Here is a 23,767-nt window from a genome sequence, read left to right as displayed (position 1 = left end):
GAGGAAAAACATGAAACGAGTGGTAATTACAGGTGTTGGAGCAGTGACACCAATTGGAAATACAGCAGAAGAATTTATCGAAAATGTGTTAAATGGAACAAATGGGATTGCCCCAATTCAAAAGTTTGATGCAACTGAAACAGGAATTCATGTAGCAGCTGAAGTGAAAGAATTTGATCCAACCTTATATATGGAAAAAAAGGAAACAAAACGAATGGATATGTTTTCTGTATATGGCATCTCTGCAGCCAAACAAGCAGTGGCAGACAGTCAGATTAATATCGACGAGATAAATGTGGATCGTTTTGGTGTCATGGTCAGCTCTGGTATTGGTGGAATGAAGACGATTGAAGATCAAGTCATTCGTATGCACACAAAAGGGCCAAAACGTGTCGCACCATTTTTCGTCCCGATGGCCATTAGTAACATGGCAGCTGGAAACATTGCAATCAAGGTCGGAGCAAAAGGTATTTGTACGTCTGTTGTAACAGCATGTGCCTCATCAACCAATGCAATTGGTGAAGCGTTTCGAAATATCAAACATGGGTATTCAGATATTATTTTAGCTGGTGGAGCTGAAGCAACGATTTGTGAAATTGGTATTTCAGGTTTTGCCGCTTTGACAGCTTTGAGTGATTCTGATAATCCGGAAAAAGCGTCGATTCCATTTGATAAAGATAGAAATGGCTTTGTCATGGGTGAAGGTAGTGCCATTTTAGTTCTTGAAGAATTGGAACATGCGAAAAAAAGAGGTGCTAAAATTTACGGTGAAATCGTCGGTTACGGTTCTAATTGTGATGCAAATCATATAACAAGCCCAAGTAGTGATGGCTCTGGTGCTGGAAAATGTATGATGTTAGCAATGGAAGAAGCAGGTATTACGCCTGAAGAAGTTAGCTATATTAATGCACATGGAACAAGTACACCGACAAATGATAGTGCGGAGACAACGGCCATAAAATATGCTATGAAAGAAGAAGCCTACAACACACCGGTATCAAGTACCAAAAGTATGGTAGGACATTTATTAGGTGCAGCTGGAGCCGTTGAAGCGTTAGCGTGTTTAGGAGCTTTAATGACTGATACGATTCCACCAACTATCGGTTTAGAAAATCCTGATGAAGCTTGTGACTTAGATTATGTGGCGAAAGAAAAAAGAGGGGCGACTGTCAATTATACATTAAGTAATTCATTAGGATTTGGTGGTCATAATGCCGTCATTGCGATGAAAAAATGGCGAGGTGAGTAAAATGAGTTATGAGTCTATCAAAGAATTAGTTGATCGATTTGAACATAGTGATATACGTGAAATGAACGTGTCCATTGAAGGGTTATCTCTTTATTTAAGTAAAAATGATAGTAAAAAATCTCATGATATTGTTGTCAAAGAACACGATAATCAGGTTAAAGAAGTTAGTGTAAGTGAAGTTGAAACAACAGACGTTTCACCAAAAGTAGAAGATATTTCAGGACAAACGATTAAATCACCAATTGTTGGAGTTGTTTACACTGCAAGTGAACCTGGCAAGCCAAATTTTGTGTCAGTTGGTGATAGTGTACAGGTGGGAGATACGTTATGTATTATTGAAGCCATGAAAATTATGAATGATGTTGTTAGTGATGTTTCTGGTGTTGTAACGGAAGTTTTCGTCACCAATGAAGAGGTTGTTGAGTTTGGACAGCCACTATTTAAGATTTCGTAGGAGGAAGAAAGATGCAATTAAATGTACAAGAAATTATGGAAATTATTCCAAATCGTTACCCGATTATGATGGTTGATAAAGTAGTGGAATTAACACCAGGAAGTTATGTTAAAGCAATAAAAAATGTTACGTACAATGAGCATTTTTTTCCTGGACATTTTCCAGGAGAACCTGTTATGCCAGGAGTATTAATATTAGAAGCTCTTGCTCAAACTGGTTCTATACCTCTATTAAAAAGTGAAGAATTCAAAGGGAAAACTGGTTATTTAGGTGGTATTGATAAAGTAAAGTTTCGCCAAAAAGTTGTACCAGGTGACGTGCTAGTGATGGAGATGGAAATTATTAAACAAAAAGGAAATATTGGCGTTGGAAAAGCAACAGCTAAAGTGGAAGACAAAGTCGTTTGTCAAGCACTCATGACATTTATTATTGGGGCATAGTATTATGTTTGATAAAATATTAATAGCCAATCGAGGCGAGATAGCAACTAGAATCATTCGAGCATGTCAAGAATTAGAAATTAAAACCGTTGCTGTTTACTCAGAAGCTGATAAAAATGCGTTGCACGTTGCATTAGCTGATGAAGCAATATGTATTGGCTCGTCAAAAGCGAGTGAGTCATACTTAAATATGCATAATGTGTTAAGTGCTGCTATCGTGACAGGTGCGCAAGCTATTCATCCAGGATTTGGTTTTTTAGCGGAAAATAGTTTGTTTGCTGAAATGTGCGAAGAATGTCAGATCACGTTTATTGGGCCAAAATCTAAAACGATTGAAGAGATGGGCAATAAAATCAATGCCCGAAAGATAATGTTAGATGCCAAAGTTCCTGTTATACCAGGTAGTGATGGTGCGGTAGACTCCATAGAAGACGCAATGAAGATAGCAAAAAAAATTGGTTACCCTTTAATGTTAAAAGCAGCTGCAGGTGGTGGTGGAAAAGGGATTAGAAAAGTACTAAATGCTAAAGAGTTGCCACATCACTTTTCTTCTGCTCAACAAGAATCCCTTGCTGCATTTGGTAGTGGTGAAATGTATATTGAAAAAATTATTTACCCAGCTAAACACATTGAGGTGCAAATATTAGGTGATCAGTTTGGACATGTCATTCATTTAGGTGAAAGAGATTGCTCGCTGCAACGAAATAATCAAAAAGTATTAGAAGAAGCACCAGGTTTTTCTTTGTCAGATGATTTACGAACTCGCATTGGCGATACAGCGATTAAGGCGGCAAAGGCTGTGTCTTATGAAAATGCCGGAACCATTGAATTTTTAGTGGATGAAGCAAATAATTTTTATTTTATGGAAATGAACACACGAATTCAAGTCGAGCACCCGGTAACTGAAATGATTACGGGAATTGACATCGTAAAATGGCAAATAAAAATAGCGGCCCGTCAAAAATTAACATTAACCCAATCAGACGTGTCATTTTCTGGTCATGCCATTGAATGTCGATTAAATGCTGAAAACCCAGCATTTAACTTTGCGCCCTCTCCAGGTAAGATCACGTCGTTAATTTTACCATCAGGAGGGTTAGGATTACGCGTGGATAGTGCCATGTATCAAGATTATACTATCCCACCGTTTTATGATTCGATGATTGCTAAAATTATTACTCACGGTCAAACGCGAGAAGAGGCCTTACTAAAAATGAAACGAGCGTTACTTGAGTTAGTCGTCGAAGGAGTGACAACCAATCAAATGTTTCAACTAGATTTACTGACTCATCCATTAGTGATTGAGGGAAGTTATGACACATCATTTTTACAGAAAGAGTTTTTACCAAACTGGTCACAAGACTAATACGTCAAAAGGAGGATAGATATGGGATTGTTTAAAAAAAGAGACTATATACGTATCACTCCCTTAAATAAATCGGTTCAAGAAAGTGACAAACCTCATGTGCCAGATGGTGCGTGGGAAAAATGTCCGAGTTGTCAAAAGCCTTTGCACCGAAAAGAATTAGGTCAAGAAAGAACTTGTCAGCATTGTGGTTACTGTTTTAGATTAGGTGCTTATGATCGTCTTGATATGATGATGGATGAAGGCACATTTCAAGAGATGTTTACTGACATACCCTTTAAGAATCAAATTAATTTTCCGGATTATGATGAAAAAATAAAAGATGTCCGAGAAAAGACTGGATTAGATGAGGCTGTAGTAACTGGAATTGGCTGTATTAACAATTATAAAGTTGCCATTGGCGTGATGGATAGTCAATTTATTATGGGGAGTATGAGCCACATTGTAGGTGAAAAAATTACTCGACTCGTTGAACTAGCGACTGAAAAAAAACTCCCTGTTATTTTGTTTACAGCATCAGGTGGTGCTAGAATGCAGGAAGGGATTATTTCTTTAATGCAAATGGCTAAAATATCTGGCGCTATAAAAAGACATAGTGAAAGTGGTTTATTATATATCACAGTTTTGACCGATCCCACAACAGGTGGTGTCACGGCAAGTTTTGCTATGCAAGGAGATATCATTTTAGCAGAGCCACAAGCATTGATAGGGTTTGCCGGACGTCGCGTGATTGAGCAAACCATACGTCAAACGTTACCAGATGATTTTCAGCGAGCAGAATTTTTATTAGAGCACGGGTTTATTGATAAAATTGTGGCACGTAAAGAACTGAAATCTACGTTGTCTACCCTTCTGTTACTTCATAGTGGAGGTGAAGGAGATGACTAACTATACGGCAAATGACATCGTGCAACTAGCTAGAGATAGCAAACGACTTACGACGAAAGAAATAATCGATGGTGTAACGGAAGAGTTTATTGAGCTTCATGGCGATCGTTATTATGGCGATGATAAAGCTGTAGTTGGTGGGATTGGACTAATTAACTCGATACCTGTAACGATTATTGGAATTCAAAAGGGACAAACGTTAGAAGAAAACGTTAAAACGAGATTTGGCTCTCCAACACCAGAAGGATATCGAAAAGCGTTGAGATTGATGAAACAGGCGGAGAAGTTTCATCGACCGATTATTACCTTAGTCAATACACCAGGAGCGTTTTGTGGTGTAGAAGCCGAAGAACGTGGCGAAGGTGAGGCGATTGCAAAAAATTTGTATGAGATGAGCCAACTCTCTGTCCCAATTCTTTCTATTTTGACAGGTGAAGGGGGAAGTGGTGGTGCACTTGCATTGGCTGTAGCAAATGATGTTTGGATATTGGAACATAGTATTTACTCCATTCTCTCACCTGAAGGATTTGCTTCAATTTTATGGAAAGATAGTGCTAGAAGTTCAGAAGCAGCAGAAATTATGAAGTTGACAGCTTTTGAATTAAAAGAATTACATGTTGTTGATAAGGTCATACCTGAGACATGTGGCAATGATACGTTATCTAAAAAAGACATTATCAAGAATCTTAAAAAGACTATTATTGAGCAGTTGAATGATTATCAGACAATGTCGGTAGATGAGTTGAAAAATCAACGATATAATCGGTTTAGAAAATATTAAATTTTTGTGAGCATTAGCTAAGTCGTTTACAAACACTCATTTCTCAGTTAATATAAAAGTGAGTTTATATTGAGGGGGTAGAATGAAAATGAGTGAGTCAAAATGGACTGAAGAAGAACTAAATGAAGTAAAAGAAGATATTCTTGCTGCACTAGAGACGGTCATTGACCCTGAATTGGGAATCGATATTGTTAATTTAGGATTGGTCTACGAAGTGAATTTGGATGAAGAAGGTTATTGCGAAGTTAAAATGACGTTGACTACGATGGGATGCCCATTAGCAGACGTTATCACAGAACAAATTCACGATGCATTAAGTGATATAGATGAAATCAAAAAATTAGAAGTAAAATTAGTTTGGTATCCTGCGTGGACAACTGATCGTATGAGCAGATATGCCAGAATATCTTTAGGGATTAGATAGCAATATATCAACGTTTGTAGGTGTTTTGATTAGAATTTGATGAGTGAAATACTCACCTAGTATGGTGTCCAAGATGAATTTCTCATAGTTTGGATTACTGACTAAAAGAGTCAAATTTTGAATGAATCCCAAATTAAAGTGACAAGAATTAATAAGCTCTTTCGTTAACTAATATGTTAGCGAAGGAGTTTTTTTTGTTATGGAAAGATTGTTATTAAAGGATTTAGTAGAGGAGTTGGCATTTAGTGATAGGGCAAGAGGATTGGCTCCAAAGACGATAAAAAAACATGGGAAAAGTTTGAGTTTATTTCTGAAATTTTTAGAGGAAAAAAATATTGACTCACTAGGTATGGTCACCGTATCTCACGTACGCGGTTTTTTGATTAAAAATATTGAAGAAGGAAAAGCAGAATCTTACGTAAATAGCCATTTACGTAGCATTAGAGCGTTTTTTAGGTATTGTGTAGATGAGAATTACATGAGAGAAAAAGAAAATCCATGTTTGTATGTAAAGTGGGTAAAAGAAAGACAAGTTGTTATCAATACATTCTCTGATGATGAGGTAAAACAGATGTTAAAGTATGCTAAACAAAGAACTTTTACTAATGTAAAACGTAAAGATAAATACCATCTAGGGCTTCAGACAAAGTTTACAAATGAGAGAAATTACTTACTGTTACTGATATTAGTTGATACTGGTCTCAGAATAAGTGAGGTTATGAATCTTAAACACTATCATCTTGAAGAATCACAAATTAAGGTGGAGAATGGCAAAGGGAAGAAAGATAGAGTAGTTCATTGTTCGCCAACAGTTTATAAAGCTTATTTAAAGTATATCAGAGTAGCGAACAATTTTTTTGAATACTATGAGATTACGAGAGATGAATATGTATTTCTTACGAAAAATGGTAAACAATATAGTTACATCTCAGCAGAGAGAGAAATTAAGAAAATTGGTGTTGCTAGTGATGTTAATCCAAACATCAGAATAAGCCCTCATACTTTTAGACATTACTTTACGCAGAAACTTGTTAGAAATGGTGCAGATATTTATATGATTCAAAAATTATTAGGGCATGCCTCAATTAAAACGACTGAAGTCTATCTAAGGTCATTAAATATTGATAATTCAATAGAGAGAGCAGTCAAGCACTCACCATTGCAAACAATTAAGTAGAGTCGTATTGACAATATCAGTAATAGTTCATAAGCTTACTATAAACACTATTACTGACGTTACTTATTATTAAACAAGTAGAAGGAGTCAGCAATGAAGAAAGTAGCATATATCAGAACATCAACAGGCAAACAAACACTAGGCATAGAAGTCCAAAAAGACGCTCTAAAAGCCTATCAACCTACTCATTGGTTCATTGAACAGGTTAGTGGTCGCAAGGAGAACAGAGAGCAATTAAACAAAGCTTTAGACATATTAGAAGAAGGAGATACGCTCATTGTCTATAAGCTTGATAGATTAGGGAGAAGCACGAAACAATTGGTTAATCTCATTAGTCAGTTAGAGGACAATGGAATCCATTTAAACATTGTTACAGAAGGAATAGATACCTCAACAGCAACAGGAAAGCTTATTTTTACAATCCTTTCAGCTGTTGCAGAAATGGAAGCTTCACTTATATCCGAACGCACTAAACAGGCTTTAGCGGTGTCTGAGAACAAAGGTGGAAGACCAAGACTAGATAACACAACTAAAGTTAAAGTCCTTGAGATGTATCAAAAACAGGTTTATACAGTGAAGCAGATGGCTATCAAGCTTAACATTAGTGAGAGTAGTATTTATAGGATACTCAGAAAATTTAAATATAAGAATAACAAAGGTTGATAAACTTTTAGTAAGTATCGTATAATGATAATCAGAAACGAACGTTTTTGACAGACATAAAATTATACAAAGCTGACTCACTAAGAATCTTATGAAATCAACCTTTTGGTTATTTTGTAAGGTTCTTTTTCTATATATTTCATTATTATCTAATTCGTTCGTTTTAGACAGAGTCTAATACAGTGTTAGTAATAGTGAAATTATGTAGTGAAAGGAGTTGGTTTGATTTATTAAGGGCGTATGTTATTACCAAAATAGAGAGTTCAAATTATTGAAAATATATTACCACATATAACTTTCGACAATAACAAGATTTGTAAGGAGAAGCAAATGAAAAAGAGAAAACTATTAAATATTTTAATTGTAGGACTAATTCTAGTTAGTGGCTGTGGGAAAACTTTAAGTAATGATAAAAATGAAGAGCAAGATAGTTCTAGTTATAATGAAAAAAATAGCCCAAAAATGATAGAAAAAGAAGAAGAAAATAGTGAAACAATTTATGAACATTTTACAGAAGATTTAACAGATGAGATATGGATTGAAGTAGAATCAGATGAAAGTGGAACAATTAACCAAGAATCAAGAATATCTGGTTTTTTAATCACTAATGACACGAGTTATAAATCTGAACTTTACAAAGGGTTTGAACACTACAGTTCTGATGAAAAAGGATATATTTGGACAGATTTGGCAAGACCAATTAATAATAGATTTGATACAAGACCAACATTAATGAAAGCTTATTTATACTACAATGAAGGAGTTTTAAATCAAAAATTATATAAAGCATTTATTGACCGAGAAGCATCATTTATTGAGCGTGATAATGAACATTTTGGTACAGGTAGAGCATCATATATATATACTGAGAAATTAAATTTTAAACATCATCTTAATTCTGAGACTAAAAAATTAACTCAAACAATTGTACTTGTTGGTAAAGATCTTTTTTTTGATGAAGAGTTATCTAACTATAGGACAGTATCTTTTAAAATAGTGAATGATGCAATTAATGTTGAACTTACTGTAAATGATGAAACTAATTTATATTTGGTTGGATTTAGAGTCCAAAGAGATGGAGAGAAAGATAGATTAAGGTATTTAGTAAAATTTTCTGATAAAAAAAAGGATTTTGTATTTGACCCTCTCTATTCAAATGAAGAGATTGAAATTCAATAAGAATGTATTACTGATAGCTTTCGAAGATATACGATAAATAATGACACTTGTTTTTTAGTTACTTATTTTATAAATTTGCCCAATTATATTTATAATAATCCTATTAAAAGACCTATAAACAACTTGTGTAGTGCTAAGTGTACAGTAAAAAAATTTAGGACACTCCTATTAAGATATAGGCGTGTCTTTTTTACTATTTTAGTATAGTTTTTTTGGTATAATGTGTTTAATTACTATATAATATTTATACATATGTCCATGTCACGGTGAGAGCACTCAGTGCTTTCACTGTGTGACAAACAAAATGAGCTTGCGAATTTTGTTTGTCAGTAAGTGGTGGTGGTTTACCACCATCCACAAAGTTAAACATTCAAGTTTAAGGAAATGAATAAATCTTTTATTTAAAAAGTTCCGATTTTATTCTTATTGTATTGAGACAATAATGAAAAGGTAAATAAAGAACAAAAGATACTCGAAGTCGCTCTGCTCTATATGGCCTAAATGTGTTATAGAGTTATATTATTGTAATGAAAAATATATTTTTTACCCACTATTATATTTAAAAAATATCAAAAATATACTTGGGTGTATGTGACACATTAAGATGAATAACTTTATTAAATAGTCACCGCTAACATTTGAATATACTTATTAGTTTATACAAAATTAAACGTGGTAAAATGAGAAAAAAATAGGGATACAATGAAGGCAAAAAAATTTAAACACATGCTAGTTGGGAATTAAATATTATTTAGTTTGATAAATAATTACTAACTTACTTTTTACTATATTATATAGAGAGAAAATAGGAGGTTTGAAAAGGGAAAATGATGAATGATTTAGAGGAAGTAAAAATTATCTGTGAGAGATATTTAAAAAAATTAAAAATAAAGTTACATGAAAAATCTTTCAACAAATGTCTAGAATTTTACTATACGCTTTTTTTTAAGAATAATGAAAGACAAAAGATAGTACTTGATGCAAAACCAGGTCATGGAAAAACGACCGCATTATATTGTTTTGTAAATTATATTATTAATTATACAGATGAGCCATTATTATTGGTTTTTAAAGAAAAGCAGCAGCAAAAGGATTTAAAAAGAGTTTTGAGAAAATTAAATGAAGAAAATTTTTGTAATCAAATGTATTTTGATTGGAACAGTAGTAATCAATATAATGAAACAGAAGAACTATATGAATCGCAAGTGTTATCTATAACGCATAGTAGATTAGAAAAATTATTGATTTTTAAACAATATGGAATTAATTTGACTGATGAAAAATATGAATCAAAGACTTTAGAGTATAAGGGAAATGAAAGAAAAATTATCATTGATGAAGAACCTAGTATGTTTATATATAATGATTTTACGGTAAACGACTTACCATGGCTGGATGAAGAGATTGAAAAAACGAAATTTGGTTACAAAGAAGAAAAGAAAAAATACGTATACGATAAGGTAACTAAAGGTAATTTGGTAAATTCAAAAGAAAAACTGTCTAAAGCGAAAATGTATTTTAGATGTATAATTCCATTTCTAATAGCATCAGAGCACTTAGATAATACCTCAACAAAAACAAAATGTATTCAAAGGCATAATAATGAAAGAGGTAAAACTTTATTTGAATTATTTTTTTCAGAAGTTAAAGAGAAGATTGAAGCTAAAAGAATTAAAGATATGGAGTTTATAAAAAAATTCGTATTATTAAGAGAATTATATTATAAAGATGGTGTTGGATTTTTTACTCCAGAACAAAAAAATAATCCAAGAGGAATAGTTGTCTCTCAAAAAATAAATTATGATTTAATTAGTAATTCAATTCTCATAATGGATGGAACGAGTTCTTATTTCGAAATGAAATACTTAAATTTTGGATTTGAGTTAGTTTCAATTGAAAATGTAACGAATTACAAAAGAGTCAGTATAAGTATTAGAAATATTAACACAACAAGTGCAAAAAGAAGTGAGAAAAAAACAAAGAAGAAAAAAACAACACAGGAAGAAATTGTCTTTGATGTTAAAGAATTAAAAAGTAAACATGATAATATATTTTTTTTATGTAGTAAAGGTGAGATAGATAAATATAAAGAAGTAGATGAAGCATTAATTATACCTGAAATTCACTATCCTACAAATTATAAAGATGACTTATTACTTTTGCATATATTTAATACTAGAGGAAAGAATTTATTAAATAAGCAAACTTCTTTGTATCTAAGTTCTTTACCTATTAAACCACCGAATTATTATAGAGCACTAGCTTTTCTGTTATATAAAAATGAATCTTTAAATTACAGAATGAAGAAGAAAAATAAAAAAGAAAATTGGTTTTCTGATAAAAGGATAGAAGAGATATATGAGAATGACTTGCTATGTGAGCTAGTCCAAATTTTTTTCAGAACGGACTTAAGAAACTTAAAATCTGTTCAAAAAATTTATTTTTTTATTGCAAGTCAATCAATTGGATTATTAACAAGAATATTAAAAAGAGCAGAGTTTAAAAATATAAGTAGTAATTTGAATGAACCTAACATTAAGCAAAAAGAAAAAATGACAGAAATAGTTAAAGTAATAACCCTTTTTTTTGATACTAATCAAGATGTTGAAAAGACAACATTAGGGAGAATTTCAATTGATGGTAGAGCATCAAATTATTTGGCTAATTATTTTAATATGTTAATTAAAAATAATCATTTAAGCTATATGAATGGTTTGTTGAAAAAAAATAAGTTGTGTTTTTTTATAGAGGAATCAAATAGTTATAAGAAAATAAAAAGATTATAAAATATCAGTGAAAAAATCCAAAATAATTAATCCGCATTATGTGAAAATTAATTTTAATGTACAATCCATGTAAACAGTTCGTGGATTGTACCTTTTGTTTTTTTGAGTACACCTAAACTATACATTGAGTAGTTATTGATATATAATGCTTTTGAAGTGTTCAATATACATGTTCATTATATACAAATCACAATAGGAGGCTTACTATGACAAAAATAGGGTATGCAAGAGTTTCATCAAGAGAACAAAATTTAGAAAGACAATTTGAATTATTAGAGCGTGCAGAGGTTCAAAAGATTTTTTCAGATAAATTAAGTGGTAAAGATAATAATCGTCCACAATTAAAAGAGATGCTTAACTATATTAGAGAAGATGATATAATAGTGGTGTCGGAATTAGACAGATTAGGACGAAATAATAAAGAAATAACTAGTATCATGAATCAGATACAGGATAAAGAAGCTACACTTGAAATCCTTAATTTGCCATCTCTGAACGGTATACAGGACGATAACTTGAGAAGATTACTAAATAATCTAATCATTGAATTGTTCAAGTATACAGCTGAGAATGAGCGTAAACAGATACGCGAAAGGCAAAGACAAGGTATTGAGTTAGCGAAAGAAAAAGGTAAATATAAAGGTCGTCCTTTGGCTTATAGTGCTGATTCAACAGATAAACAGAAACGTGTAACGTATGAGAAAATTGTTGAGATGTTGGAGAAAGATGTTCCTATAACACAGATTTCGAAAGAGTTAGATGTGGCAAGGAACACGATTTATAGAATTAGAGATGAATCATGATTTTGGAATAATTTATCTAAAAAAACTAATGAAAGAAGGAAAAAATGAAATGTCTAATCAAACGAAGTATTTAGAATTATTAATGTTCATAAAAGAAAATTCACCACAAAGTCTTGAAAAAGAGATTGATTCAATCGAAAGTAACTTTTATAAATACTTAATCAATCAAGGTTATATTCAAGGTGCGAAAGTTCAGGAATATATGTCTGGAGCAATGATTTATGGGAACAGTGTTTTTTTAACAGAGAAAGGTGAATTATTTTTACAAGAATTAATTGGTAATTCCAAACCTATAAGAATGACTTCAAAAAATAAATATAATCAAATGAAAATATTGTTAGAGCGAATTGAAGATGGCGATAGAAATCTTTTACGACCAAATTATAGAGTTCGAGAAAATGACCACTTAGATTTATTACATAATATGATAGATGAGGATTTAGTAAAGGGTATAAGTCTAAAATATGCTTCAAATAAGCCACATCTTTATTTTTCAGATAATATAAGAATTACAGAAGAGGGGTATGAAATTATGGATAATGAATATAAAGAAAAAGATAATTCAAGTATGGTATTTAATATTTATGATGGTGATTTTAAGGGAGCTCAGATTGGAGGGAATAATGTTCAATATAACAATTACGATAATGTTAAGAATGAATTGGACGAATACTTAGCAAAACTATCCAAAGAAGAGCAAGAAGAAGCCACACAGATAGTGGAAGTAATTAATTCTCAAGAACTGAATAAAGTAGGGAAATTGAGTAAGTTCACAAATTTTTTAGAAACACATCCTAAATTGGTTGAACTAACTGGAAAAATGTTAGTTTGGGGAATGACGTTGAATAATAAATAGATGGAGAGAACCAAATGTGGTAAAAATTAATAAAAATGAATATAAGCTAATACTAATTGATAGTAACGTTATCAGCGAAATTATTTATAATGGTAATGTTGACAGACCTGCTTTTTTTAATTACGTGATTGAAAATCAAGGGGTGATTTGCTTTACTTTTTACAATGTTTTAGAAATTAAGAATGGTTACGAGGAACGCTGGGATAATTTTTTAGAGATATTTAGTTTGTATCCTTGTGCTATTCTTAAACCATTTTGGAGTATTACTTTTGATGAAATAGAAATGTTTAATAATAAAACCAGTAACATTTATCCAATATTTAACCATTTCAGTATACTCGGTAAAGATGAGAGTTATCACTTTAAAAAATGGATAGAAGAGGTTTTGGAATTAGCTAAAAGCTCATTAATGTATGAACAAAATCTATTTCGAAATACTATAGAATATTTTAATTCAAGAAGAGAACTTTCAGAAATTAGAGTAAGAAAAGAGTTCTATAAAAAAATGAAAATTGATAGACTAGATAGTGTTTTATTGAGAGAAATAAATGCTAATAGGTTGCATAAATCAAACGATTTTCAATCTATTAAAATTATGTATCAATCATTTTTTCATAGATATAAAAATTTGCGAAGAGATTTACGTATTTCAGATATTAATGACATTGCAATAAATGCAGTTGTACCATATGTAGATATTATTATAACTGAAAAATATCAATCTCAAGTATTAAAAGAGATGAAGTTACAAGATATTAAGAGCTTTAGAATAAGTGATTTTTTTACTGGAAAGGTGTACCCAATTATATAAAAAAATACTAAATATTTTGGAGGAAAGTAATGGAGAGCATAAAGCAATTATCTGATTTTTTAAAACTCATTAAAGAGCATCCAAATACATACTTTTATCGTGGTGAAAATAAAAATTATAAAGACACGGCTTGCGTGGCCACTGCTATTAGAGATAGCTATAATTACGATATGTATTCAAACAGAGTGGAACAATTTGACAGAAGTATACGCGAACAAGCCCTATTTGATAAACCAGAGCTAATGCTACCATTTGCACAGCATAGTGGTTTAGCAACTAAGTTGTTAGATGTAACTTCAAATCCACTAGTAGCACTTTATTTTGCATGTCAACAAACGCATGATAATGAAGATGGATATATTTATATTTTTGATGATTATGCAGATATTACAGATATTCTTGAAAAATATCCTAAATTTGATATTGAAACTGAATTATTATTGCATCTTGAAAGGGTAAAAAAACAAATCTTTGAAAATAAAATTACTTCTTTTCCAAACGATAAACTTGATTTATTAGGAGAATCTATTGAGAAGTATAGAAATAATTTTTTACAAGGTGGATATTCAAAACATTCGATTGGTAGAGGTGTTTCAGATGAGGATAGTTTATTTCTTGAAAAATACAATAAGTTAAAAAAACTATTGGCAGATATAAGGAATCAGTTAATTCAAATTTGTTCAAATAATAAAGATATGCAAAAAAGTCTGTTACCAACTAATTTCACAGAAAATACACCAAGTATTGATTTTATACATCCATATCAAAATGATAGATATGAGTATTATAATGAACAATATAAGTCATTTGATGTAGAAGTCAGAGAGTATTTAATTTCCTTAGAATGTTTAGTTGCATTTATCAATGATAAAAGTCCTATTGGAAATTTAGCTAGTATGATTCGACTAAACGATTTGACAATGGACTTTCTACCAAATTTTTTATATAAACCTATTTTGACTTTTAAAAGAGGTTTGAGTCAGCAAAGTTTCTTTTTCTTTCAAACATTATTTGATAAGCATGAACTAAATATTTTTGATGGAGAAACGATGGAGTTGAGTCATCAATTACCTCGTCAATTAATGAAGTGCCAAGCTAATCACAAAGATAAAATAATTATTGATGGTGAATCAAAAAATGATATTTTAGATGAGCTTGATAGAATTGGGATTAATCAAGCAAGTATGTTTGGAGATGCTGACAGCATTGCAGATTATATAATGAATATGGAGAAATTTTAAGAAAATATAAACACTAAAATAGTAAGGAGCCAATAAAGATGACTGAGAATAATTTTGATTATAATAAAAAAGAGCCAGTGATAGAAAATATTTTAAAAACTGCTTTTTACATTGATGAAATTCCTAATGATGCTAGAATTGCAAGTATAAGGAGACTGGCCGAAATTATTGTAAGAAAGATATTAAATGAAAATGGAAAAGTTATGTTAGGAAATTCAAAGATTAAAAAAAGGCTAAAAGATATTAGCTCAAACAATAGTTTATTAATGGATTCGTTGGAAGATATTAAAGATTTAGGTAATCAAGCCTCACATACAGAAGAAGATAAGGTTATGGATTATGAACATTTACAGAAGGCTCAAACTGTATTATATAATATGTATTCATATTTATTATTCGCATATTTTAAAAAATTTAGATTTGGTTCAAACATTGAAATAATGGGAAAATTTTCTATATTGCCTCCTGAGATTAGAATGACTGTTTTAGAAAATTTATATAAAGAGTCGAAAGAATCCGTATATATTATAGACAAATTAGTTCTATCAATATTAAAAACAAAAGGAAAAGAAGAATCAATTTCTTGGTTAGAAAAAAATAAAGAATATTTAATGAAAATTCCTTATATGTGTGATGATACAATACCAGTTTATCTTCACAAGTTTGGAGAAGAAATTACTCAAAATATGATTGATTCTAATATCAGTGTCTATGAAATGTGTAGTCGTAAAATTGAAGAGGTACACATGCAGATTGAAAATTCAGGAAAACGATATACAACATTTGAAGATGCGAAATCTTTATACATAGAGAGAGGATTTGTCAGTGGGGCAGAAGAAGAAGTTCTTGAATTTAATTCAATAATGGAATTTTTATATATCGGAAGAGAAAAAGAAGAAAATGAAAAAAATGATGTAGATAATGATAGTAATTATTCATCGTTTTTTGAAATTAAATTAGATGAATAAAATTCTGATTTTATAGAAAAAGAAAGGGTAAATTTATGACTGAAAGATTGATTATAACAGGGAATGGATTTGATTTAGCTCATGGGTTAAAAACAAGCTATAAAGATTTTTATGAACAGATACCTATTGAAGTAAAATCATCTTGGGAAGAGTTATTATGCAACTTTAAAATAGATACAGATAATTGGTATTCATTTGAAGAGCTAATTGATAAGCTGTCATTAGAGTGGTATTTTAAATATTTTATTGATTCTGTGGAAAATGATAAAAAGAAAGAGGAAATACTAAATAAACAGATTCAGAAGATAAATTTACTTTTCTTAGAAATGACAAGCTGTTTATATAATTATTTGGATAATATAGATGAATTAAGCATTATTGAAAATGAAAATATTAAAAATGCAATCCAACCTTCAGATTTTGTTATATCATTCAATTATACAAAATTTGCTCAAAATTATAGTGATAATGTTTATTATATTCATGGTTCTTTAGATGAAAAACATATCGTGTTAGGATATAAGCAACGAGAAGCTAATCCCACAGGTATTTTAGCAGAAGCTACAGTTTTTGATAAAAAGAAACTGAGAGAGCAATTGAATTTTAGGAGATATCTTATTGGTATTGGATTAAGTGAAAAAGCTATAGAAACTGAGATTGCTGAATTTAATTCTCATGTAAGTTGTATGTTTAGCGGTAGAGGAGGATATCTATTTGATTATTCACCATCACTAAATGAAGAATTTATAAATTATAATACTAAATGGTATGAAGAAAAAAGCTGGTCTACATTTAATAGATTTAGAAAAGCAGACCCCATTATATATCCATGCTTGTTGGATGAACAATTAAGGAATGAAAGACTTCAACAAATATCAAAAATTATAAATGATTATGGTGAAATAAACAATTTCCTCCCAGCACCAATTTGTATGAATATTGATTTTACTAATGTTAAAGAGTTGATTATATTAGGTCATAGCTTAGAGGCAGATGAAGAATTGATTGTAGATATTATCAATGAACTAGATAATTTAGAAAAGATTAAACTATTTGTTTACAGTGGAGAGGACTATTCGAATAAAATAAGTTTTTTGAATAATGTATCAGATAGAAATGTTGAAATAGTATATTATTAACCACAAGTATTTGCTAAATACAGACAGAATCTACGTAAATAACAAATTGCTCTTACAATTAATTTTTGTGAGAGTTTTTTTATTATCATTTGCCAGCTTAAAGAATGGTACAATTGAAATACTAATTTATAAAATTAGAAAAAATAGGAGTGATAGAATGTCAATAACACAAAAAGATATGATTCATTCACTATCAAAATTATTAGATTGGTTAGAACAAGAAAGTAATGGGGGAACTAATGCTGGGGAGTTAAGATTTATTACTGGTCGTATTGGAGAGCTATACACAGCAATTATGACGAATGGTCAAATGGCTACGGAAACAAATCAAGAAGGTTATGATGTTGTTTCTGAGTCTGGGGAACGTATTAGTGTTAAAGCTACAACTAGAAAAAGTTGAAGTCATCAATTTAGATTTAATAGTAAAACTCTAACAAAAGTTGACAGAATAGTATTAGTTTATGTGAATGTTGAAGATTTGGAAGTTCAAATTATCTATGATGGACTTATTAATGAAGCGAAAAAATTAATGGTTGATACTAAAAATGGTAGAGACAAATCTATATCTCAGAGTAAAGTGCTTAAAAATTCTATAATAGAAACAAGGTCAATTGTTATGCAAGAAACAGAGTATAAGAATTATACAGTTCAAAAATTAGAAAGCGGAACAATTAGAGCTATTCATGAAGGGAATGAAGTTCCAATTGTTAAACCTGTTCTTAGAGAAATAGCAAAAGAAATAGGTGTGGATATTAATAATGGAAATGGTAATTTAAAAACAACTAGGGTACTTGGTAATGACGTAATTCGCCAGTTGATTAAGGAGGATTTATGAAAGCAAAAATAAAGGTTTGCTTATTTTTCTTGTTATTTGTTAATTTATCAGCATGCAGTAGCAACTCAAAAAAGAGAGTAGAGGAATCAAAGGAAACTCAAATTACTTCAAGTACATTCGAAATTACAAGTTCTGATATAAATTATTCAAGCACAGAATCAGTTGTAACAGATACAAGTTCGTCTAGATTAGAGTCAGAATCCGAAAGTACAACAGTACAAAATGATATGGTTAACTTAGGAACAATCTATTATCAAGATTTAGACATTAATGACCCAATTCAAGCAAACTCTCAATACTTAGGATGTTATATTGTAGATGATGGAAGTACAGTTAATCTAATACCGCTAATGGCTGCGACAGTTCAAAATTTACAGATTTATATATCTGGTCAAGGAAACGAAGATTACTATCAACAATTTCTAAATAAAGCCATTGAAACAAGTAATTTAACAGGTGGTAAGCCTGTAAGTATTTTTGATAGAGAAGATGGAGATATAATAATTACTGCTCAAAGTGGAGAGATAATTTTGAGTAAATAGATTTTAAAAAAATAAAACTCAGTAGAATTTTTCTAAGTCAACTGAGTTTTTTTGCGTTATTGTGGTGTTATAGTCCAAGTTATAGTATGTCCATCTATATCAGTTGTCCATGTATCAAATGACAAATTTCCATCGTTATATTTATAAGGGATATAGTAGTCTTTAAAATTAATAGTATCTGGGGACAATGAGTAAGTTTCATCATAATCAGGTCTATATGTTCCCGCTAATTCTATATGAACTTTAGTGTCATCTATAAAAGAAACTGCTAGACTTCCGTCATGTATTAAATTTTGTGGAGCTTTGTTCTCATCCATTGCTTGTTCAGAATCCATTCCATCATATAGAATAGGCTTGATAAAATATTTATTTCCAATAAGATGATTCTTTATTTTATTCAAATCATCATTTGTTTTAGCTTGTTTTTTTGCTTGTTCTTTATAGTATTCTTCAGCAATTGTGGTGTCCATAAATTTTTCTGACATTAAAATCCATTCTTCAACCCCAGTGAACTGACCCATGTAAGGCATATATTCTAACTGTCCTTTTGCATTTACTCTAAATGTTCCAGCACCATCAAGTTGGTCTACTCCAACATGGATATAAGCTAAATTATCTGTTTCATCAATCTTTACAGTTAGAATATATTTAGTTGGTGGTGGAGTTGTTAAGTCTAAGATAGCCATAACCCATCTTTTTAATTCTTCCTCTGACAAATTCGTTTCTTTTACAATAGAAGTTGATGTATCACTATTACTGGCTTGCTGACTTGTAGTTGATGTTGATTCAGTTATCTTTTCAATAGTTGGTTCTTTAGAAGATTTATTCCCTAAATATAAAAGAGTTAGAAGAATAATTACTAAAATACTAATAATACTTAGCCATTTAATGAATTTTTTCTTCTTTTCTTCTTTTTCAATTTCTAACAACATTTTAGTTAATTCCAGTCTGACATTTGGGTCAGTGGCATTATTTATTTCTGTACGAAGTAAATCTTTATTAGTCCTATCGTTTTTTAAACTTCTGGTTAATTTAGTATTCGAATTGCTCAATTTCTTTTCTCCATTCCCCTTTTTTATCTATTATATCAAAGTCTAAGATAATTTATAGAAAATTAAAGATAAAAACAAAATAAAACATCCGATATTTTCAATATTTTTTCGTTTAAAAATTATCCCAATATTTGAATATTAATATGATACAATTGTTATTATAATTATAAAAAAGTGGTGATTATGGTGTTGTTTTTTTACGACAGAGTTTCTAATTTAACTAGTATGTCTAGTGATGAATTAGTAGAGAAAATGTTAGATAAATTTCAGTCATTTGATGAAGATAGCGAGATAGAGTTTAATGATAATGAAGTTCTATCTTGGAAAAACTCTTTACCTATTTTGATTAAGTTGATTAATCAATCTGGTTTAACAGATTTGGATTTAATTATGGAGTACGAAACACCTTTAAACTCAAGAATTGATGCGTTATTAGTTGGTTATAACAAAGTCACTAATAGACCAACAGCTATGATTATAGAACTAAAACAATGGCAGTCAATAAACACAGAATTTACTGAATCTAATACGTTTGTAAAGCTAGATAATGTTGAGGAAGAATCAAGTAATCGCAGTCATCCTATAGCACAAACACATACGTATAGAAGCCATTTGAAATGTAACCATTCCAATTTAGGTGATAATCAAGTAGATATCTTAGAGATTCAATACTTACATAATTATAAAAATAAAGAGGAATTATTTAGTAATCAATATGATATCTATAACTCGAAACGAGAAAATTGTTTTGTGTTAGGAGAAGAAAATAGATTAATCGAGTTATTACGTACTACTTTTGATAATAGAGAACCAGGTGAAATTACAAATTTAATTGTTACTGGTCAATATTCTATGGAGAAACAAGGATACGAAAACTTAGCTAAAGCTCTAAATTCACAGGAAATCAGTCCTTTATTAGATGAACAGAGAGATGTTTCTGTTAGAGTTTCAAAACTATTTAGGGAAAGTAAAGACAAACAATTAATTATTATTAGTGGGGATTGTGGAACAGGTAAAACTTATTTAGGTTTATACTTACTCAAACTTTTTATTGATATAACGAAATCTAAACAAGTAGTTTTTACTGTTACAAGTAAAATACTCAATGCCATTATTAACGGACATACAGAAAACGATATTCCTTATGTTAATGGATTAAGAGGACAGTTTGATTTAGTTATTATTGATGAAGCGCATAGACTTCCAGAATTGAATAAGGTTTTAGATAAACTTTATAACGAAAATAAAGTGAAATTTGTCATTGTGCTTCAGGACGACAGACAGAGAGTTAGAATTAATGAGGAAGGGCTTAGACAAAATTTTTATGATTATGTTGAAAAAAGTCCATTAAATATCGAGTTACATCAAGAATACTTATCCATTCAAAAAAGGTCTATGTATGAAAGTAGTTATGTAGATAGAATTAATGATTTATTCTCCTTGAGTCCAGTTATGAAAGAATATACCAAAATAGATGGTTACGATATACAAGTGATAAATAAACTAAATGATATTGATTTATTATTAGATAATCATGTAAATAATAACGAAAAGGCTCAATGGTTTGCTCCATTTTGTTGGGAATGGACAAGGAATATAAGAAATAATGATGTACAAATTCTAGAAGAAAATTTTACTAAACCTTGGAACCCAAAGAACGAACAATTTGAATGGTATTCTGAGATAGGGAAACACCATAAAGATAGGATTGGTTGTATCTACACAGCCCAAGGACTGGATTTTGACTATGTTGGGTATATTTTTTGGGAAGATTTATCTTGGTCGTTAGAAAAAAATGATTGGATTGTTAATTTGAATAAAAGTCAGGATATCATTTTTATTAGAGAAATAGTTCAAAAATATGGAGGTCAATTGAAATATTTTGATAAAAATAATAAGTATTGGGTGGTTAATCGAAATGGTAGAGAATATAAATTAAATACTTTTATTGCTAAATTTGGAAATCCAGAAGAAGTAAAAGAACTCATTTTAAATACGTATCGAGTATTAATGACACGAGCAAGAAAAGGAATTTATATTTGGTTTAAAGATAATGAAACAAAAGAAAAAGTAATGGAGTTTTTAAATTAATAGATGGAGTGAAGAAAATGTCGAGTTACAGAGTTATCAATTTAACACTAAAAAATGGAGAAATAGTAGATAAATTTGAAAAACTTCAAACAAATGTTTTGGAGAATAACCCAGTTACTTATGTTTACTATAACCTTAAGAAGAAAAAAATATACGTTGGTGAAACAAATGGTTTTACTAGAAGACATAATGAGCATTTAGGAGAATTAAATCCTAAAGTAGATTACAAAGAGTATACAAACTGCTTAGTTATTTATTCCAATCTATTTGATAAGTCATCGATTCTTGATTTGGAGTCATTGTTATTAAACTATATGATTGCTGAATCAGATGTAACAAAATTTATATTTGCTAATGGAAACAATGGTCAAACTGAATTGGTCTATAAAAACAAAGAAGAAATCTTAACTGAAGTATTTTATAAACTATGGGGTAATGAATTACATCAATTAGGATTAATTCATAATCCTAATATTGAGGAATTAAGAGAGAGTTTACTATTTAAGTATTCACCATTTAAACAGTTATCACCTAAACAAAAACTAATTTGTGATGAAATTGAAAAAGATGTAGCCAAAAAATATTTAATAGAGGCTCCAGCAGGCTCAGGTAAATCTGTGCTGTTTACAAACTTAGCATTTTCTTTAGCTGAGAAAAACCCTGATTTAAGAATAGGCTTAATAACTACTGGTAACCTAACAAGACAGTTTAACTTGATATTTAAATCAATCGGATTGAATGGTAGATTAACTGTTAAAACAGGTTCACAACTTATAGTAGACGCAAGGAACAATGATAAGAGATTTGATGTAATCATTGTAGATGAAGCTCATAAATTGAAACAACATTATCGTAAAGGACATCCGAATGCAAGAAGGCATCTCAATGAAGGAGATGAAGAAATTACACTCCTTGAAGAATTAACAGATGGTTTGGTTTTACTGTATGACCCATATCAAGGAATTAAACCTCAAAACATTAGACCTTCAGAAATCAGAAAACTTACAAAAGATTATAAAAAATTATTGTTAATGCAACAATTTAGAATTGGCGGAAATGGAGATTTTTCAGGAGAGGATTTTTTAAAAGGAATTTTATACGGCTTCCAATTAAGTGATGATAAAAATTTCAATTCAAAAGTCTTTGAAGATGATTATTTTAAAATCGTAGATACTTTTAAAGAAGTAATTGATTATGTGGATGACCACTCACATGCTTATCCTAAAACAACAAATAGAGTGATTGCTGGTTATTGTAGGGAATGGGCATCCAATACTGGAAAGAAAGAGAACAAAGGTAAGAAAGCAGAAGAATTACCATTTGATTGGAATGAAGATGGTATTCAAAAGAGATGGAACTCGACTTATGAAGATTGGGTAAAGAAACCAAATTCAGAAAAAGAAATAGGCTCGATTCATGCTATTCAAGGTTATGATTTAAATTATTCTGGCGTTATCATAGGTAGCGATATTACCGTAGAGAATGGACAGATTGTAGCTGTACCTGAAAATTATAAAGATATTGGTGGAACTCCGCTGAAAGAGGAATTTAGCCTATCAGAGTTAACAGAGTACATATTAAATATTTATTATGTATTACTCTCAAGAGGAATTGATGGATGTGCCGTTTACTTTGAAGATAAAAGTGTAGAGAAACTATTCAAAGAACGAGTAGGTTTGTAGGAGGAATTTAGGATGGACGATTTAATAAAAGAAATTAATGAGTTTAGAGATGAAAGAGACTGGAGACAATTCCATAACGCTAAAGATTTAGCTTTATCAGTTTCTTTAGAAGCATCAGAACTACTTGAGAACTTTCAATGGAAAACAAGCGAAGAAGCAATTGCGGATGATTTAGAAAATATAAAAGATGAAATAGCCGATGTGATGATTTATTCATTGATGCTAGCAGATGACTTAGGATTAAGTGTTGAGGCTATTATTAGGAATAAAATTAAGAAGAATGGTGAGAAGTATACTGTTGAGAAGAGTAAGGGGAAAAAGAATTAGGAGTTGAGGAAAA

Annotated in this window: 24 protein-coding genes; 23 read left to right on the top strand and 1 reads right to left on the bottom strand. The window is 30.5% G+C overall.

Annotation, left to right across the window (positions count from 1 at the left end; genetic code table 11):
* Positions 1-10 precede the first annotated feature (10 nt).
* The 20 genes from fabF (at position 11) to BW731_RS00590 (ending at position 18,602) form a co-directional block, all read left to right on the top strand.
* The gene (fabF, locus tag BW731_RS00680; RefSeq protein WP_079344834.1) at positions 11-1,249 is read left to right on the top strand and encodes a beta-ketoacyl-ACP synthase II; all 1,239 of its coding nucleotides are present in this window, start codon (positions 11-13) and stop codon (positions 1,247-1,249) included.
* 1 nt (position 1,250) lies between these two features.
* On the top strand, positions 1,251-1,703 hold the full coding sequence (accB, locus tag BW731_RS00675) for an acetyl-CoA carboxylase biotin carboxyl carrier protein (protein WP_079344832.1): 453 nt from the start codon (positions 1,251-1,253) through the stop codon (positions 1,701-1,703).
* An 11-nt stretch (positions 1,704-1,714) separates the two neighbouring features.
* Entirely contained in the window at positions 1,715-2,143 is a 429-nt protein-coding gene (gene fabZ / locus BW731_RS00670) for a 3-hydroxyacyl-ACP dehydratase FabZ (protein ID WP_071457005.1), read from the top strand.
* 4 nt (positions 2,144-2,147) lie between these two features.
* A complete protein-coding gene (locus tag BW731_RS00665) occupies positions 2,148-3,509 on the top strand; it encodes an acetyl-CoA carboxylase biotin carboxylase subunit (RefSeq protein ID WP_079344830.1) in 1,362 nt (453 codons plus the stop codon).
* 21 nt (positions 3,510-3,530) lie between these two features.
* Complete coding sequence (gene accD / locus BW731_RS00660) at positions 3,531-4,397, top strand: acetyl-CoA carboxylase, carboxyltransferase subunit beta (RefSeq protein WP_079344828.1); 867 nt, start codon at positions 3,531-3,533, stop codon at positions 4,395-4,397.
* On the top strand, positions 4,390-5,178 hold the full coding sequence (locus BW731_RS00655) for an acetyl-CoA carboxylase carboxyltransferase subunit alpha (RefSeq protein WP_079344826.1): 789 nt from the start codon (positions 4,390-4,392) through the stop codon (positions 5,176-5,178). The genes accD and BW731_RS00655 overlap by 8 nt, the downstream gene beginning before the upstream one ends.
* Before the next feature lie 82 nt (positions 5,179-5,260).
* A complete protein-coding gene (locus BW731_RS00650; RefSeq protein ID WP_071457001.1) occupies positions 5,261-5,602 on the top strand; it encodes a metal-sulfur cluster assembly factor in 342 nt (113 codons plus the stop codon).
* Between the two features lie 199 nt (positions 5,603-5,801).
* On the top strand, positions 5,802-6,779 hold the full coding sequence (locus BW731_RS00645; protein ID WP_079344824.1) for a tyrosine-type recombinase/integrase: 978 nt from the start codon (positions 5,802-5,804) through the stop codon (positions 6,777-6,779).
* Between the two features lie 93 nt (positions 6,780-6,872).
* On the top strand, positions 6,873-7,442 hold the full coding sequence (locus BW731_RS00640; protein WP_079344822.1) for a recombinase family protein: 570 nt from the start codon (positions 6,873-6,875) through the stop codon (positions 7,440-7,442).
* 330 nt (positions 7,443-7,772) lie between these two features.
* Positions 7,773-8,621, top strand: a complete 849-nt coding sequence (locus BW731_RS00635; protein ID WP_079344820.1) for a hypothetical protein — start codon at positions 7,773-7,775, stop codon at positions 8,619-8,621.
* Between the two features lie 827 nt (positions 8,622-9,448).
* Positions 9,449-11,407, top strand: a complete 1,959-nt coding sequence (locus tag BW731_RS00630) for a hypothetical protein (RefSeq protein ID WP_079344819.1) — start codon at positions 9,449-9,451, stop codon at positions 11,405-11,407.
* Positions 11,408-11,613: 206 nt separating this feature from the next.
* Complete coding sequence (locus tag BW731_RS00625) at positions 11,614-12,210, top strand: recombinase family protein (RefSeq protein ID WP_079344818.1); 597 nt, start codon at positions 11,614-11,616, stop codon at positions 12,208-12,210.
* On the top strand, positions 12,167-13,066 hold the full coding sequence (locus BW731_RS00620; protein ID WP_079344817.1) for a hypothetical protein: 900 nt from the start codon (positions 12,167-12,169) through the stop codon (positions 13,064-13,066). The genes BW731_RS00625 and BW731_RS00620 overlap by 44 nt, the downstream gene beginning before the upstream one ends.
* 16 nt (positions 13,067-13,082) lie before the next feature.
* A complete protein-coding gene (locus BW731_RS00615; RefSeq protein WP_079344816.1) occupies positions 13,083-13,877 on the top strand; it encodes a hypothetical protein in 795 nt (264 codons plus the stop codon).
* Between the two features lie 29 nt (positions 13,878-13,906).
* Positions 13,907-15,118: an FRG domain-containing protein gene (locus BW731_RS00610; protein ID WP_079344814.1), complete on the top strand. Its 1,212-nt coding sequence runs from the start codon at positions 13,907-13,909 to the stop codon at positions 15,116-15,118.
* Between the two features lie 38 nt (positions 15,119-15,156).
* Positions 15,157-16,086 (top strand): DUF4145 domain-containing protein, encoded by a 930-nt coding sequence (locus BW731_RS00605; RefSeq protein WP_079344812.1) that lies wholly within the window; start codon positions 15,157-15,159, stop codon positions 16,084-16,086.
* A gap of 35 nt (positions 16,087-16,121) precedes the next feature.
* Positions 16,122-17,225: an AbiH family protein gene (locus BW731_RS00600; protein ID WP_079344810.1), complete on the top strand. Its 1,104-nt coding sequence runs from the start codon at positions 16,122-16,124 to the stop codon at positions 17,223-17,225.
* Positions 17,226-17,382: 157 nt separating this feature from the next.
* Positions 17,383-17,625, top strand: a complete 243-nt coding sequence (locus tag BW731_RS12780) for a DUF6998 domain-containing protein (RefSeq protein ID WP_233120413.1) — start codon at positions 17,383-17,385, stop codon at positions 17,623-17,625.
* A 63-nt stretch (positions 17,626-17,688) separates the two neighbouring features.
* On the top strand, positions 17,689-18,060 hold the full coding sequence (locus tag BW731_RS12775) for a hypothetical protein (RefSeq protein ID WP_233120412.1): 372 nt from the start codon (positions 17,689-17,691) through the stop codon (positions 18,058-18,060).
* The gene (locus tag BW731_RS00590) at positions 18,057-18,602 is read left to right on the top strand and encodes a hypothetical protein (RefSeq protein ID WP_079344808.1); all 546 of its coding nucleotides are present in this window, start codon (positions 18,057-18,059) and stop codon (positions 18,600-18,602) included. Before BW731_RS12775 ends, BW731_RS00590 begins: the two co-directional genes overlap by 4 nt.
* Positions 18,603-18,658: 56 nt before the next feature.
* On the opposite strand, the gene BW731_RS00585 is transcribed toward BW731_RS00590, so the two are convergent.
* Entirely contained in the window at positions 18,659-19,654 is a 996-nt protein-coding gene (locus BW731_RS00585) for a hypothetical protein (RefSeq protein ID WP_079344806.1), read from the bottom strand.
* Positions 19,655-19,837: 183 nt separating this feature from the next.
* Between BW731_RS00585 and BW731_RS00580 the strand changes: the two genes are divergently transcribed.
* The 3 genes from BW731_RS00580 to BW731_RS00570 are packed head-to-tail and all read left to right on the top strand — an operon-like array spanning position 19,838 to position 23,754.
* On the top strand, positions 19,838-21,745 hold the full coding sequence (locus BW731_RS00580) for a DNA/RNA helicase domain-containing protein (protein WP_079344804.1): 1,908 nt from the start codon (positions 19,838-19,840) through the stop codon (positions 21,743-21,745).
* A gap of 17 nt (positions 21,746-21,762) precedes the next feature.
* Entirely contained in the window at positions 21,763-23,427 is a 1,665-nt protein-coding gene (locus tag BW731_RS00575) for a DUF2075 domain-containing protein (RefSeq protein ID WP_079344802.1), read from the top strand.
* Between the two features lie 12 nt (positions 23,428-23,439).
* Positions 23,440-23,754 (top strand): nucleotide pyrophosphohydrolase, encoded by a 315-nt coding sequence (locus BW731_RS00570; RefSeq protein WP_079344800.1) that lies wholly within the window; start codon positions 23,440-23,442, stop codon positions 23,752-23,754.
* Positions 23,755-23,767: the final 13 nt, after the last annotated feature.

The organism is Vagococcus martis (assembly GCF_002026305.1).
In the GTDB taxonomy this organism is placed as follows: domain Bacteria; phylum Bacillota; class Bacilli; order Lactobacillales; family Vagococcaceae; genus Vagococcus; species Vagococcus martis.
The sequence above is the reverse complement of the archived record's forward strand: the minus strand, read 5'-3'. Positions and strand labels throughout refer to the sequence as shown.

Bases quoted from the DNA above. Each gene is read 5' to 3' on its own strand.
- fabF (WP_079344834.1), top strand. From the start codon at position 11: ATGAAACGAGTGGTAATTACAGGTGTTGGAGCAGTGACACCAATTGGA.
- accB (WP_079344832.1), top strand. From the start codon at position 1,251: ATGAGTTATGAGTCTATCAAAGAATTAGTTGATCGATTTGAACATAGT.
- fabZ (WP_071457005.1), top strand. From the start codon at position 1,715: ATGCAATTAAATGTACAAGAAATTATGGAAATTATTCCAAATCGTTAC.
- BW731_RS00665 (WP_079344830.1), top strand. From the start codon at position 2,148: ATGTTTGATAAAATATTAATAGCCAATCGAGGCGAGATAGCAACTAGA.
- accD (WP_079344828.1), top strand. From the start codon at position 3,531: ATGGGATTGTTTAAAAAAAGAGACTATATACGTATCACTCCCTTAAAT.
- BW731_RS00655 (WP_079344826.1), top strand. From the start codon at position 4,390: ATGACTAACTATACGGCAAATGACATCGTGCAACTAGCTAGAGATAGC.
- BW731_RS00650 (WP_071457001.1), top strand. From the start codon at position 5,261: ATGAAAATGAGTGAGTCAAAATGGACTGAAGAAGAACTAAATGAAGTA.
- BW731_RS00645 (WP_079344824.1), top strand. From the start codon at position 5,802: ATGGAAAGATTGTTATTAAAGGATTTAGTAGAGGAGTTGGCATTTAGT.
- BW731_RS00640 (WP_079344822.1), top strand. From the start codon at position 6,873: ATGAAGAAAGTAGCATATATCAGAACATCAACAGGCAAACAAACACTA.
- BW731_RS00635 (WP_079344820.1), top strand. From the start codon at position 7,773: ATGAAAAAGAGAAAACTATTAAATATTTTAATTGTAGGACTAATTCTA.
- BW731_RS00630 (WP_079344819.1), top strand. From the start codon at position 9,449: ATGATGAATGATTTAGAGGAAGTAAAAATTATCTGTGAGAGATATTTA.
- BW731_RS00625 (WP_079344818.1), top strand. From the start codon at position 11,614: ATGACAAAAATAGGGTATGCAAGAGTTTCATCAAGAGAACAAAATTTA.
- BW731_RS00620 (WP_079344817.1), top strand. From the start codon at position 12,167: ATGTGGCAAGGAACACGATTTATAGAATTAGAGATGAATCATGATTTT.
- BW731_RS00610 (WP_079344814.1), top strand. From the start codon at position 13,907: ATGGAGAGCATAAAGCAATTATCTGATTTTTTAAAACTCATTAAAGAG.
- BW731_RS00605 (WP_079344812.1), top strand. From the start codon at position 15,157: ATGACTGAGAATAATTTTGATTATAATAAAAAAGAGCCAGTGATAGAA.
- BW731_RS00600 (WP_079344810.1), top strand. From the start codon at position 16,122: ATGACTGAAAGATTGATTATAACAGGGAATGGATTTGATTTAGCTCAT.
- BW731_RS12780 (WP_233120413.1), top strand. From the start codon at position 17,383: ATGTCAATAACACAAAAAGATATGATTCATTCACTATCAAAATTATTA.
- BW731_RS00590 (WP_079344808.1), top strand. From the start codon at position 18,057: ATGAAAGCAAAAATAAAGGTTTGCTTATTTTTCTTGTTATTTGTTAAT.
- BW731_RS00580 (WP_079344804.1), top strand. From the start codon at position 19,838: ATGGTGTTGTTTTTTTACGACAGAGTTTCTAATTTAACTAGTATGTCT.
- BW731_RS00575 (WP_079344802.1), top strand. From the start codon at position 21,763: ATGTCGAGTTACAGAGTTATCAATTTAACACTAAAAAATGGAGAAATA.
- BW731_RS00570 (WP_079344800.1), top strand. From the start codon at position 23,440: ATGGACGATTTAATAAAAGAAATTAATGAGTTTAGAGATGAAAGAGAC.